General features: G+C 70.8%; 8 protein-coding genes. 4 read left to right on the forward strand and 4 right to left on the reverse strand.

Going from position 1 to position 13,138, the window contains the following annotated elements:
* Positions 1-45 precede the first annotated feature (45 nt).
* Positions 46-1,464: an MFS transporter gene (locus WMF43_RS43305; protein WP_437674048.1), complete on the reverse strand. Its 1,419-nt coding sequence runs from the start codon at positions 1,462-1,464 to the stop codon at positions 46-48.
* A 983-nt stretch (positions 1,465-2,447) separates the two neighbouring features.
* On the opposite strand from WMF43_RS43305, the gene WMF43_RS43310 reads away from it, so the two are divergent.
* The 3 genes from WMF43_RS43310 (at position 2,448) to WMF43_RS43320 (ending at position 6,558) form a co-directional block, all read left to right on the forward strand.
* On the forward strand, positions 2,448-3,470 hold the full coding sequence (locus tag WMF43_RS43310; protein ID WP_437684205.1) for a tyrosine recombinase XerC: 1,023 nt from the start codon (positions 2,448-2,450) through the stop codon (positions 3,468-3,470).
* Positions 3,467-5,791 carry a sulfatase-like hydrolase/transferase gene (locus WMF43_RS43315; RefSeq protein ID WP_437674050.1) on the forward strand — a complete coding sequence of 775 codons (2,325 nt, stop codon included), beginning with the start codon at positions 3,467-3,469 and terminating at the stop codon, positions 5,789-5,791. The genes WMF43_RS43310 and WMF43_RS43315 overlap by 4 nt, the downstream gene beginning before the upstream one ends.
* A 140-nt stretch (positions 5,792-5,931) precedes the next feature.
* On the forward strand, positions 5,932-6,558 hold the full coding sequence (locus WMF43_RS43320) for a LysE family translocator (RefSeq protein ID WP_437674052.1): 627 nt from the start codon (positions 5,932-5,934) through the stop codon (positions 6,556-6,558).
* Between the two features lie 60 nt (positions 6,559-6,618).
* On the opposite strand, the gene WMF43_RS43325 is transcribed toward WMF43_RS43320, so the two are convergent.
* Positions 6,619-8,202, reverse strand: a complete 1,584-nt coding sequence (locus WMF43_RS43325) for a phytase (protein WP_437674054.1) — start codon at positions 8,200-8,202, stop codon at positions 6,619-6,621.
* A gap of 140 nt (positions 8,203-8,342) precedes the next feature.
* On the reverse strand, positions 8,343-10,241 hold the full coding sequence (locus WMF43_RS43330) for an erythromycin esterase family protein (RefSeq protein ID WP_437674056.1): 1,899 nt from the start codon (positions 10,239-10,241) through the stop codon (positions 8,343-8,345).
* Positions 10,242-10,475: 234 nt separating this feature from the next.
* On the opposite strand from WMF43_RS43330, the gene WMF43_RS43335 reads away from it, so the two are divergent.
* Positions 10,476-11,816, forward strand: a complete 1,341-nt coding sequence (locus WMF43_RS43335) for a helix-turn-helix domain-containing protein (protein ID WP_437674058.1) — start codon at positions 10,476-10,478, stop codon at positions 11,814-11,816.
* Between the two features lie 124 nt (positions 11,817-11,940).
* Here the strand turns inward: WMF43_RS43335 and WMF43_RS43340 are convergent, their stop codons facing one another.
* The gene (locus tag WMF43_RS43340) at positions 11,941-12,915 is read right to left on the reverse strand and encodes a hypothetical protein (protein WP_437674060.1); all 975 of its coding nucleotides are present in this window, start codon (positions 12,913-12,915) and stop codon (positions 11,941-11,943) included.
* Positions 12,916-13,138: the final 223 nt, after the last annotated feature.

Consider the following 13,138-nt stretch of genomic DNA (forward strand, 5'->3'; position numbering starts at 1 on the left):
GGGCGGGATACGGGAGAAGGATCTGCCGACGAGGCTCCTGGCCTGTTACACGTCGAGGTCCTTCCACTTCTTCGATCGCTGCGTGAAGAGCAGCATGCCCACGAGCGACACGACGCCGACGGCCGCGAACGCGTACCAGATCTCGTAGGGCTGGTAGGTGTCCCAGAGCAGGCGCGTGGCCTCGACCGCGTCGACGTTCAGCACCTCCTGGAGCTTCTTGAAGGCCTCCGGGCGCGACACCCCGAGGAATGACGAGAGCGACGCCACGTCGCCGTCCCAGGTCTTCCCCTTGGCATAGTCGGTCTTCTCGGCGAGGTAGCGGAGGGCCAGCGTCGCCTTCTCGCCCCGGGTGCCGTAGAGGACGCCGGCCATCTGCGCGCCGAGGGCCGGGCCGATCGCCGACGGGATGTTGATGTACCCGAGGTAGAGCGCCTTCTTCCCCTTGGGCGCGATGAGCGCGAAATACTCTACCTTCTTGGGCCCGGTCAGCATCTCTCCGATCGAGAAGAGGAGGATGCCGAGGAAGAGGACGTAGAGCGACGTCGTGGTGCCCGAGACGAGGACGCCGAAGGTGGCGACGAGGATGCCCAGCGTCATCGCCGGGAGGACCTTCATCCTCGCCACGAGGTAGGAGAAGGGCACGAGGAAGAGGACGATGCACACCGCGTTGATGTTGAGCACGTTCTCTTGCTTGAGCTGGACGCCGCGGGGGTCCTTGAAGTCGAGCCACGAGGTCGGGAGCCAGGGGTTGTTCTGCACGAACGAGGTGCTGCTGATCCAGTCCGTGTAGAAGTTCGGCATCAGGTCCCAGAGCTGGTACATCATCAGCCAGAAGCCCGAGAGCAGCAGGATGACGGTGATGAGCCGCGCGTCCCAGATGTTCTTGAGCGTTTCCCTGAAGACCTTCCACGCGTCGGAGGTCTTGTCGGCGCCGGAGTCGACCTCCTTGTAGGTGAGCAGCATGAGGAAGTTCAGGGAGATGATCGCGGCGCAGCCGTAGAACACCCACGGCCAGCCCTTGCCGTGGAGGTAGCCGGCGACCGGGGGGCCGATCGCCGCGCCCACGTTCACGAGCCAGTAGAAGAGCCCCCACCCGACGGACGAGTTGGACTTGCTCATCGACTGGGCGAGGGTCCCCTGGATCCCGGGCTTGAAGAGGGCGGTCCCTGTCGCCAGGACGACCACGCCGAGCAGGAAGCCGGAGAAGGTCCGCTGGGTGGCCATCAGGAGATAGCCGAAGATCTTCAGCCAGACCGTGATGAAGATGGTGCGTTTGTAGCCGTACCGGTCGGCGTATCCGCCCGTGATCATCGGGAGCAGCGACTGGATGAGGGCCCAGATCATGTAGATGGTGCCCTTTTGCTGCTGGCTGAAGTGGAGCCCTCCGGGCTCGTCCGCCTGCGCGATGTAGATCGGCATCACCACGCGCACGCCGTAGTAGGCGAGCCGTTCCCACATTTCCATGGTGCAGCCCATCCAGAAGGAGCGGGGAAGGCTCCGGATGGTCTGTCCGAATGTGAGCTTCGGAGGTTCCTCGACGGTCGGCTCGGTCACGGCTGCGTTCGACATTTCGCTAATTCCTCGTGCGCCCGTGCCCCCGGGCGGACCTTTCTACCACAACGTGGGCGGAGAACGCATCAGGATCCCGAGCAGCCAGGCTGTCCTGGGCGGTCTGGGGCAATTGAGGCGTCGTGGATAGGCCAATCCGGCTGGAAGGGGGTTATCTCGAACAGACGATGGATCACTCGTAATGAGCGCCAGTGCGTCGAGCGGCTCGGTGTCAGTCGTCTCGTCATTCCGTCGCTCGTCTCTCGTGTTTCGTCTCTCGTCTCTCGTCTCTCGTCTCTCGTCTCTCGTCTCTCGTGCACGTCTTCGTGATCGTGATCGTGATCGACTCTTCTTACTCGTGCTCAATCATTGCGTGCACGTGTACGACCATGTTGAGCACGAGGACGACTGCAAAGTTTCAGACGGGATGCGAAGAACGAAGGAGAGATGAAGAGACACGATCACGATCACGATCACGAAGACGTGCACGAGGGACGAAAGACGAAAGACGAAAGACGAAAGACGAAAGACGAAAGACGAAAGACGAAAGACGAAAGACGAAAGACGAAAGACGAAAGACGAGAGAGGGGGGCAGGTGAATGGCTCGCGGCTCCGCTCGACCCCAGCTCGCCCCCAAGCACCTCCAGAACCAAGCGCCGCCCCTCTCCCTCCTCCTTCCCACTCCGCAGCATCGCGGCGAGCGCCTTCATCTCCCCGCCGCGGCGCGCCTCATCACCCAGCTTCCCCCCCCTCCGCATCGCCCCCCGGCCCGTGCCCCGCCCAGCGGCGGCGTGCCTCCCCCGGGTCGCGCCCTCCCCCACCGCCTCCCCCGCGCCCAGCCTCAGCCCCCCGGCGACTCTTTGCCTCCCGCCGCCTCCTGGTGGTAGGGCAAACCCGTGATGCACGCGCGGCGGAGCGGCGATCGACCCGGCGGGACCACGCTGGAGCACGCGATCGCGCGCTTCCTCACCTACCTCACGGCCGAGCGCAGGGCCTCGCGCCACACCGTGGACGCGTACCGGCGCGACCTCGAGCAGCTCGCGCGGTTCGCCCGCGAGAAAGCCGACGCAACCGCCGCCCGCAAGGCCGCCCCGGCCCGCGGCGGCGCCCCCGCGGGCGGCGAGGCCCCGGCCGTCGAGGGCCTCGACGTGCTCCTCCTCCGCAGCTGGCTGGGCTCCCTCGCGCGCACCCACGCGCCCGCCTCGATCGCCCGCAAGGTCGGCGCCGCACGCGCCCTGCTCCGCTACCTGGAGCGCCGCGGCGAGGTCGACAAGAACGCCGCGGCCCAGCTCGCCCTCCCCAAGGTCCGGCGCCCCCTGCCGACCTTCCTCGACGTCGACGCCGCCGCCGAGGTCATGGAGATCCCCGGCGACGACTCCGCCGAGGCGCTGCGCGACCGCGCCGTCCTCGAGATCCTCTACGGCGCGGGCCTGCGCGTCTCCGAGCTCTGCGGGCTCGACCTCGACCACGTCGACCTGCGGCCGGCCGACCGCGCCTCCGTGCGCGTCGTCGGCAAGGGCAACAAGGAGCGCGTCGTCCCCCTCGGCTCCCACGCCGTGGACGCCATCGAGCGCTACCTCGCACGGCGCGACGAGCTCGCCGATCCGAAGACCGGCGGCCGCGATCCCCGCGCGCTCTTCCTGTCCCGCCGCGGCGCGCGCCTCGGCGTGCGCCGCGTCCAGGACCTCGTCCACCGCTACGGCGCGCTCGGCGCCGGCCGGGGCGATCTCCACCCGCACGCGCTCCGGCACACCTGCGCGACCCACCTGCTCGACGGCGGCGCCGACCTCAGGGCCATCCAGAAGCTGCTCGGGCACGCCTCGCTCGCGACCACGCAGCGCTACACCCACGTCTCGATCGACCACCTGCTCAAGGTCTACGACGCCGCCCACCCCATGGCGCGCAAGCGGAGCCCGGCGTGAACACGGCCCCGATCGCGCCGGGCGCCGCCGTCCCCACGCTCGCCCGCGCCTTCGCGGCGCGGCTCGCCCGGAGCGCGCTCGGGGCCAGCGCCTTCGGCGCCCTCGCCGCCTCCCTCGACGCCGGCTGGGCCGTCGCCGGCGCCGGCGAGGACCCCACCCTGAAGCTCGCGACCTACCTCGCCGACATCGGCGTGATCACGCCCGTCGCGCTCGCCGCCGGCCTGCTCGCCGGCGTCGCCGCGATCGCGGCCGATCCCTCGCGCCCCCCGTCGCCCGCCACGCTCGTCGCGTCGCTCCGGCTGCGCGCGATCGGCCGGCCCGCCGACATCGCGGCGTTCGTGCCGCTCGCCGTGCTCGCGGCGTTCCTCTGGATGACCCTGTGCGCGCACCTCGCCCGCGCGCTGCTCGGGCTCGAGGCCGCCCCGCTGCTCGTCGGCACCGCGATCGCCGCCGGCTCGCTCGGCCTCGGCCTGATCGCCGGCCTCGCCGTGCTCGCGCTCACGCCGCCCCTCCGGCGCGCCCTCGCCAACGCCAGCGACGGGCGCCCGGCCTGCGTCGACCCCGCGGTGACCGGCGGCGTCGCGCTCGGGGTCGCGGCGGCGCTGTTCGCGTTCGGCGTGGCCACCGGCGGCGTCTCCGGCGAGGGCGGCCTGTTCGGCATCTACGGCGTCTTCAAGCGCCCCGAGCTCGACCTGCGCGCGCCGGCGATCCTGCTCGTCGTCGCGCTCGCCGCCTTCCTCGCGCAGGCCGCCGCCCGGACCGTGCGCGCCCCGCTCGCGCTCGTCCTCGCCCTCCTGCCGCTCGGGCTCACCGCGCGCGCCGCCTCGTCGCTCGGCGCCGAGCCCGCGGTCGCCCAGGCGATCGAGCGCGGCGCGCCGCTCGGGAGCAAGGGCCTCGCGATCCTGCGCCGCGCCGCCGACCGGGACGGCGACCGCGCGGCCGCGCTCTTCGGCGGCGGCGACTGCGACGACCGGAACCCGCGCGTCCACCCGCTCGCCGAGGAGATCCTCGACAACGGCGTCGACGACGACTGCTCCGGCGGCGACCTCACCGCCGCGAAGCTCGCCGAGCTCACCCCCGCGCGCCCCGCCGCCCCCGCGCCGTCGCCCGAGGCCGCCGCGCGCGTCCCGGCCGACCTCAACGTCGTGCTGATCACGATCGACACGCTCCGCTGGGATCTCGGCTACGCGGGCAACCCGCGGCCCGTGTCGCCGAACCTCGACGCGCTCGCGGCCCGGTCGACGGTGTTCGAGCGCGCGTACGCGCTGGCGTCGTACACGGGCAAGAGCATCGGCCCGATGCTCATCGGCAAGTACGGGAGCGAGACCCACAGAAACTGGGGTCATTTCAACAAGTTCGGGGCGGAGGACACGTTCGTCGCGGAGCGCCTGAAGGGCGCGGGCGTGCGCGCGATGAGCGTGCACGGGCACCGCTACTTCGGCAGCTTCGGCGGGCTCGACCGCGGCTTCGACGTGGTCGACATGTCGGCCGCGCCGCCTGAGGGCGCGCCGTGGGACGTCGACAACAAGGCGACGAGCCCCGCGCTGACCGACGCCGCGCTGCGGCTGCTCGCGGCGCCCGAGAACACGGGCGGGCGGTTCTTCCTGTGGGTCCACTACCTCGATCCCCACGCCGACTACCTCCGGCACGACGACCCGCCGGGCTTCGGCACGGCGTCGCAGCGGGACCTCTACGACGGCGAGGTCGCCTTCACCGACAAACACATCGGCCGGCTGCTCGACGCGATCGCGGCGGCGCCGTTCGGCAAGCGCACGGCGATCGTGGTGACGAGCGACCACGGCGAGGCGTTCGGCGAGCACAAGATGTTCCGCCACGGCTTCGAGCTGTGGGAGGAGCTCGTGCGCGTGCCGCTCATCGTCCACGTCCCGGGCGCGCCCCCGTCGCGCGTGCAGGCGCGGCGGAGCCTCATCGACCTCGCGCCGACGCTGCTCGACCTGATGCGGGTCCCCGGCCCGGCCGAGGGCGCGCCCGCGGACGACTTCCTGTCCGGCGTGTCGCTCCTGCCCGACGTGCTGCTCGCGCCCGGCGAGCAGGCCGCCGCGCACGACGTGCTGATCGACATGCCGGCCGGGCCCTACAACGACGCGCGGCGGTCGTTCCTCCGCGGCGACCTGAAGCTGACGATCTCCGGGGGCGCCCGGTTCGAGCTCTACGACCTCGCGAACGACCCCGAGGAGCGGAAGAACCTCTGGGGGACGCCGGCGGCCAAGGAGACGGGGAAACAGGCGGAGATCGAGCTGCGCTACGCGGCGCAGCGGGCGCGCCTGCGCGAGGTGCAGGTGACCGGCGCGCGCAAGTAGCCGGCGCGCGCCGGGGTGAGCGGATCGTCGGGCATCCGCTCCAGCGTGACGCGCGCGAGACAGCACACTTGCGCCCGGGCGGCGCGCTTGCGTCCGCCTGGACCGGCCGTGCAGGATCCGCGGCAAGGAGGGCAGCCGCGATGTCGGGCACCCAGTTCATCCTCTTCTTGGTCACGTCGCTGGTCGTCATCGTGACGCCGGGTCAGGACATGATCCTCGTGATGTCGCGCTCCCTGGCGCGGGGCTCGTCGGCGGGGGTGGCGACCGCGGGCGGCATCAGCGCCGGCCTGCTGGGCCACACGGCGCTGGCCGCGCTGGGGCTCGGCTCGCTCCTCATGGCCTCAGCGACCCTGTTCGTCGTCCTCAAGCTCGTCGGCGCGGCCTACCTCGTCTACCTCGGGGTACGCCTCCTGCGCACGCGCGCTGCCGCGCTGGAGCTGTCGGAGGCGGGGACGGCGAGCCTGGCCAAGCTGTTCGCCGAGGGCGCGCTGTCCAACCTGTCCAACCCCAAGGTGACGATCTTCTACCTCGCCTTCCTGCCGCAGTTCGTCCCCGGCGACGCCCAGCACCCGACCTTGCTCATCGTCCTGCTCGGCGTGGCGTTCTCGCTGCTCACCTTCGCGGTGAAGGGGCTGGTCGGGTACTCCTCCGGCGCGCTGTCGGCGTGGCTGCGCGCGCGGCCCACGGCGCTGACGCGGGTCTACCGGATGAGCGGCGCGATCATGGTGGGGCTGGGCGTCAAGCTCGCCTTCGATCGGCGCCCGTGAGCGCCGCGCGCAGCGGCGCGCGGCCGGCAGCCGGGAGCAGCCGCCCGACGGAGAAGAGCGTCAGTCGTCGTGCGGGTCGCGAGGATCGTACTCGTTCTCCTCGACGTCGAGATCCAGCTCGTCCGCGATGTCCTCCCAGCCGAGGAGCTTGAACTGCGTCGAGCCGTCGTACTCGAAGCCGTCGATCGGATCCTCGGACGAGGGCCCGCTGGCCTGCCCGTTCTGGACGACGAAGAGCCCGTGCGGGAAGCCGCTGCCCGCAGGCACGTTCACGACGTCGTGACCATCGGTCTCGCCCGTGCCCTCGACGCGGAACGCCGCGAGGTGGTCCGTCGGGGACTCCCGATCGTACACGTGAAACGTGTTGTCGCCCTGGCTCGACACGAGCAGATATCCCTCCTCGTCGTCGCCGTAATAGATCGCCAGGCCCTCGACGTCCCGCTCCAGGTGCAGCCCTCCCGCCGAGGGGTTGCCGGGCGCCGCGATCGTCCCGGCGACCGGCGTCGCCGGCGCCGCGTCCTCGCAGGCGTACTCCCCGTCGTCCGGGACAGCCCACCACGGCTCGCCGAACGAGCGGGTCTTCTCGAACAGCCGGCTCGCCGGCACGTCGACGGTCGCCGGCAGCGCGTCGCTGAGCGGCACGCGCCAGACGCCGACCACCTCCTGCGCGGCGAAGAGCACGCCCTCCTGCTGGTCGACGACCAGGCCCTCGAACTGCGGATCGCTCTCGGGCTCCTCGCGGCAGGGCGTCCACTGGATCGACGGGCTCCCGGCGCCCGCCCCGGGGACGGTGAACACCGGGTTGAACCGGAGCTCGCGCACCCGGCTGTAGGAGACCTTGCCGCCGCCGGCGGCGTGCAGCTCGAGCTCCGCCACGACGCTGCGATTCCGCTGCGTCACGAAGGCGCGGTACCCGTCGTCGTCGTCCTCGGGGCGGTAGAGCGCGAGCCCGTAAGCGGTATTCTGGTCGTCCAGGTCGTTGTCGTGGACCCCGGGCGACTCGCTGGTCGGCTGGAGCGAGGACGGCTGAACGAGCTGGCTCGGGAAGACGCGCGGCGCGCTCGACGCCGTGATGTCGAGGAGGGGCCCGCTCGAGCTCTGCGGCTTGATGGCATAGATCCGGAGCCGATCGCAGCCCCGGTCGGTCACCACGGCGATGTCGACCGTCTCTTTTGAGCCATTCGCCTTGATCAGCTCGAAGCCGTACTGCACATCGACGTTGTTGAAGCGGCTGTAGGTCTCCCCCGAGTCGCTCTCGGGGCACGCGCCGGTCCCGCCCTCGGGCTTCGCGCCGGGCACGGGCGGGTCCTGCGCCGTGACCGCCGGCCTGTACGGGGGTAGGATGGTTTGCACGACGTTCCCTTCCAGGTCGTAGACTTGGAGCCCGGCGTCCTTCAGCACGCCGATGACCAGGCCTTCGCCGGAGGCGCTGGGGTTCACCCAGATCGCCGGGTCGTCCGCGTCGGGCGTCCGGGGCGCGTCGTCATAGCCGTGCAGCGCCGCCGTCTCGACGCGCGCGTCGATGACCGGCGGCGCGGACGTCGCGTGGTCCTGCGCGCCCACCTGCTCGCCGAGGTGCTGCGAGCACCCGAGGGTCAGCGGGAGCGCCGAGGCGGAGAGCACGGCGAATCGAGCGGATCTCATCAAGTCATGGCTCCTTTCGCGCAGCCACGCGCGTGGCGCGCCTGCTGGCGGCCGGCTGTTACCGTGCGCCCGAAGGCACCGCGCCACGGCCGCGTGGACTTTGGGTGTGCTTCGCGTGAAGGGCCGGAGTCGCCGGTCGCTCACTCGCCCGCTGGGCCGCCGGGCTCGTAGGGCTGCGACGGGCTGACCCCGCTGACGAAGAAGACGCCGTCGTAGGCGCGGAGCGGGCTCACCTTCTGGAAGCTGCCCTGCCAGCGGCTGTCGATGTCGTCCTCCAGCCACGCGCGCGCCTCGCCGGAGGCGGTGCGCAGGTCGATCAGCAGGGCGCCCGAGCCGCGCGCCTCCGCCGCCTCCGCCAGGGATTTCTCCAGGCACCGATCGCACCGGCTGGTCGGGATGAAGTCCGGCGGCCATTGCGCCGGCGGAAGCGGAGCTCCGGTCGGGCCGAGGAGCGTATCCATCGTCCCCGCGATGAGGACATAGTCGTCCCCGAAGCGCTCCGCGATGAACTCGCCCGCGCTCTTGGAGCCCACCTTCCCGAGGGCGACGTCGCCCACGTTGATGTCGACCTCGGCCTTCATCAGGTGGAAGTTGTGGGCGTAGACCATCGTCTTCCCGTGACGGGACTGCGCCCAGGCGAGGTTCTCGGCGAGCGCGAGCTCGCGCGTCTCCCTCGCTTTGAAGTACTCCTTGTAGGCCTCGACGTCGTCGAGCTCCATGAAGTGGCGCTCGTCGATCGTGAGCTCCGGCTGGCGGTCCTGGTAGATCACCTTGAGGACGTCGATGTTCTCGTCGAAGTAGACGATCGGCGGGTGCGCCTGCCTCGACCGGAGGTCCCGGATCATCTGGCTGGCGAGCAGGCCGGCGTGAGCGGCGAGCGCGTGCTCCTCGCTCGAGCTTGCGCTCGTGTACGCGGCCTCGTTCGCCGCGAGGCGCTCGTTCAGCCGGTCGATGCCTTGCTCCAGGGCCGCCTGCTCGTCCTCGCTGAGCTGCTCGAAGCTGATCGAGGTGAAGCCGTCCAGGAAGTTGCCCGGGATGTGATCCTCGCCGAGGCCCTCGTAGTACCGGCGGACCTCCTCGGTCACCGCGTTCGCCTTCTCGGCGAGCGCCAGGAGCTCGCTGAGCTCGGCCTCGGCGTAGGCGGGATCCACCGTCGCGAGGTACGGCGCCACGAGCCTCAACGCGATCACCGGGGCGTCTCCGTGCGCGGTCAGGTCCATGCCGTAGTAATGGACCTTCGCGCCGGGGTCTCGCTGGCTTGCGTTGTACGTCCTCATCCAGTCGAGCATGCCGCGAACCTCCTCGAACAGCCCGGATCCGTGGGTGAAGCCTCCGCTCATGGCGTCCTCGACGGTGACGTCCGGGTCTCCCTGGACGTACCTCTCGGCCAGCCGTCCCTCGACGGCCCCGGACTCCAGGACGATCGCGCGGAAGCCCTTCCTCTCGACCAGGTACTTGAGGAGCCTGATCCGCATCTGATTGAGCTGGTGCAGGACATGGGCGCTCTCCCCGAGCCCCACGACGTTCGCGGAGCCGAGGAGGTCGTCGAAGGCTTCCATGTCGGCGTCGTCCTCGACGGGGTCCGTGGTCGTGATGGGTCGGGCATCGCGGATCACCCAGGCCGTGCCTTCGGCAGGTGGGTCGAGCGGGTCGCCGGCGGGCGCCGGGGTGTGCCCGTTCGGGTCCGAAGAACACCCGGCCAGCGCGAGCGAACCGAGGAGCGCGGCGATCGCGCCGGTGCGTCGGAGGAAGGGGGTCCCCTTGCGGGTGCTGTCCCGGGGCGCGCGCCGCGAGGGGCCGGCGGCGGACGCGAAAGGAGATCCGGTCGCGTCCTCTCCAGGGGAGCGGACGACAGGAGAGCGGACGTGCGGATCGTGCGCCTCCTCGGCGTGGCGGCACTGGAACTCTGTGCAGTTACCGGCGCGGGGCGGCGATCCCGCGGGGGGCTGCTCGCGCCCCGTGGTGATGGCGAGCGGCATGAGAGGGAGGGCCGGGCGTGGGATGGCCGGCGACAGCGCGGTCTCGGATCGGGTGGTCATGGATTCGCTCCTTGCTGGGACACCCGGGATCTGGGCCTCCGCCATCGGGGGCGCGCCTGGCCCTTTGAGACCGGACCCGAATCTCTCGGGCCCTGCGTCCCGTCTCATGAGGTCGGACCCGGGACGTGCACCGCGGGATCGCCCACGCATGCGCGCGGCGCCGATCCGCCGGGCGCTCCGGGCGGTCCGGCGCGGCATGAGGCAGTTCCGCCGAGGTGCTAGGACCCCACCTCGATGAGGCTCTCGAGCTGGTTCGATGTGGTGTACTTGCTCGTGACAGCGCAGGGGGTGCTCACATGCCTCCTCCTGTGGGTGCGCCGGCAGAACCGGACGGCGAACCGCATCCTCGCCTTCCCCATCGCCGCCATCACGGTCTCGTGTGTGTACATGCTGTATGTGCGGTCGGGCGCTTTCCGGAGCGACCCGCGATGGCTGCTCTCCATCGACACGCTGCCCGCGCTTTATGGACCGCTCTTCTACCTCTATGCGCTCGCGCTCACCTCGCGGCCGAAGCGCTGGGAGGCTCAGTTCCTCCACCTTTTTCCATTCTTACTGTACACGCTCTACAACATTCCTCGGTTCCTCCTGCCGGGCGAGGAGAAGCTCGCGCTGGCGATGCGCGAGGGCGTTGGGGTGCTCGCCTGGGATCAGGCCCTCTGGCAGTGGGGGGTGGAGCTCCAGGGGCTGGTCTACCTGCTGGCGGCGCTCTGGACGGTGCGCCGCTACCGCGCCGCGGTCGCCGGGGAGTTCTCGAACACCGACCGGATCAACCTCCGCTGGTTGCAGTGGTTCCTGGGGTCGTTGCTGGTCCTCTGGATCGGGTCGATGTTCGCGCGGATCAGCCCCGTTCCCGTGCTGGGTTATCTGCACACCGCGCTGATGGTGCTCGTCTACGTCATCGCCCACCGGACGGCATCCGAGCCGCAGGTCGTCCCGGCGCCGGGGGACGGCCCCGAGGCGAGGGCGCCGGTCCCTGCGGCGAGGGCAGCGAACGCGAATGAGGCCTGGAGGGGCGAGGATCCGGCGCCCGCGGCAGCTCCGGGTCGCCCGCCCGAGCGGCCGCTCGCCGCGGCGGGCGCAGCGGGGGCAGCGGGGGCGGCGGACGCAGCGGGCGCCGCGGACGCGGAGGAGGCCGGGCCGGCTGCCGCGGGGAGCGCCGAGGTGCGGCCGGTGGCGGCCAAGTACCAGAAGACCCGGCTCAAGGAGAGCCAGGTGACGCAGATCGCGTCGCAGCTCACCGCCCTGTTCGAACGCGAGAGGCCATACCGGGACCCCGACCTCACGCTCTCCACGCTGGCGCAACGCCTCGGCGTGCCGTCACACCACCTGTCTCAGGTCCTGAACGACCGCTTTGGCAAGAGCTTCCACGACGTCGTGAACCTGGCCCGCGTCGAGGAGCTCAAGCGGCGGCTGATCGATCGAGACCTGTCGGCGGAGAAGATCCTCGCCCTGGGGCTGGATTGCGGCTTCAGCTCCAAATCCACGCTCAACGCCAACTTCAAGAAACACACGGGCCTCACCCCGACCCAGTTTCGCGATCAGGTCCTGAGGGACGGCGCGGCGCGCTGTGGATGACGGCCGTCGGATCGATGTCCGCGATGGTGCCCAGGGAGGCAGCGGCTCCGGGGCGGCAGAGCCGCGCCTGAGAGGCCGCTGCCGAAGCTCATGCGATGGGCAGCCGGCGCTGGTCGCGCATCGCTCAGGTCGGCGAGTCGAGCACGTCGGCGAGCGACGCGGCGATGACGGCGCGCTCAAGCCACCGTTCCAGCGTCTGCAGATCCTTCTCGGCGAGGATACGCTCCCGCGCGACGTCCGGCACGGCGATGCCGCGACCCCGGAGCACGGTCAGCAAGGCACGTGCCGCCTCTTCGGCCCGGCCCTCGTCGCGGCCTTCCCTGCGGCCCTCGTCGCGGCCTTCCCTGCGGCCCTCGTCGCGGCCCACCTTCCGCTCCTCGGAGCGAAGCTTCCGCTCGTAATCCTCGAACCACGCCCGGATCTCTGCGCTCACCTCGTCCTCCTCGTCGGTCTTCGGCTCCTGTCCTCCGAGCCGGAAGTGTACCAGCAGCGGCTGGGCGATGCTCTTCTCCCACGCATCGTCCGGTAGCGCCGCGAGATCCGCCAGCGCCTCGCGCAGCAGGCGGCCAGAGCCGAGCAACCGCAGCAGCAACGTCGCGCGCGTCCGGGGCAGCTCCGCCAGCACCACCACGCGCATCACCAGGCCCGGCACCGCGTGGTAGACGCCTGGCTGCACCGGCTCGCAGCGGTAGGCATCCAGCACCGTCTCTGGACGCCCCGTGCCGATGACGACCAGCGCCGGGAAGTCCACCGCCGGCTGCGGCGGCACGTCCGCGTCCTCGTCCAGCGCGGCCGAGCCGGCGGCGGAGCGGGCGCGGCGCTCGAGCTCGTGGTGCCACGTCAGCTGCTTGCGCAGGCACCGGCGGACCTGACGGAGGCTCGGCGTGCGGTGAAACGGCTCGAACAGGCTCGCTTCCGCCGCGAGCTCGCCGAGCAGGCCCATCCCGGCGCGCTCCGCCGCCCGCGCGGGATCAGGCACGCTGTAGACATCGATCTTCTGGGTCGCTGCCAGGACCTCTACCTCGGTCTCCGCCGCCGAAACGAGGCTCAGCCCGTCGCGCAGCAAGCTCTTGGAGAACTGGTCGGAGCGGTTGTGCATCGGAGTGGGGCTCTACTCCATCATGACAGCATGGGCCACCACAAATCGGCGCGCGGAGGGCGAATTGATAATCGGCAAAAAGCGTCACGATCGGCGCACCACAATCGTAATGCCGCATTGAGCAACAAGCACTTACGGGGAGGGGGAGCGAATCGTTTGGGAATCGTCCTGGGGCACGCGAGATTGCCGGGCGCCTGATGGGATGGACTGAGCGCTACCTGCG

This window comes from Sorangium sp. So ce131 (assembly GCF_051519095.1).
Lineage (GTDB): Bacteria > Myxococcota_A > Polyangia > Polyangiales > Polyangiaceae > Sorangium.

Excerpts from the sequence above, each read along its gene's own strand:
- WMF43_RS43335 (WP_437674058.1), top strand. The coding sequence starts at position 10,476 with ATGAGGCTCTCGAGCTGGTTCGATGTGGTGTACTTGCTCGTGACAGCG.
- WMF43_RS43330 (WP_437674056.1), bottom strand. The coding sequence starts at position 10,241 with ATGACCACCCGATCCGAGACCGCGCTGTCGCCGGCCATCCCACGCCCG.
- WMF43_RS43305 (WP_437674048.1), bottom strand. The coding sequence starts at position 1,464 with ATGGAAATGTGGGAACGGCTCGCCTACTACGGCGTGCGCGTGGTGATG.
- WMF43_RS43325 (WP_437674054.1), bottom strand. The coding sequence starts at position 8,202 with ATGAGATCCGCTCGATTCGCCGTGCTCTCCGCCTCGGCGCTCCCGCTG.
- WMF43_RS43340 (WP_437674060.1), bottom strand. The coding sequence starts at position 12,915 with ATGCACAACCGCTCCGACCAGTTCTCCAAGAGCTTGCTGCGCGACGGG.
- WMF43_RS43310 (WP_437684205.1), top strand. The coding sequence starts at position 2,448 with ATGCACGCGCGGCGGAGCGGCGATCGACCCGGCGGGACCACGCTGGAG.
- WMF43_RS43320 (WP_437674052.1), top strand. The coding sequence starts at position 5,932 with ATGTCGGGCACCCAGTTCATCCTCTTCTTGGTCACGTCGCTGGTCGTC.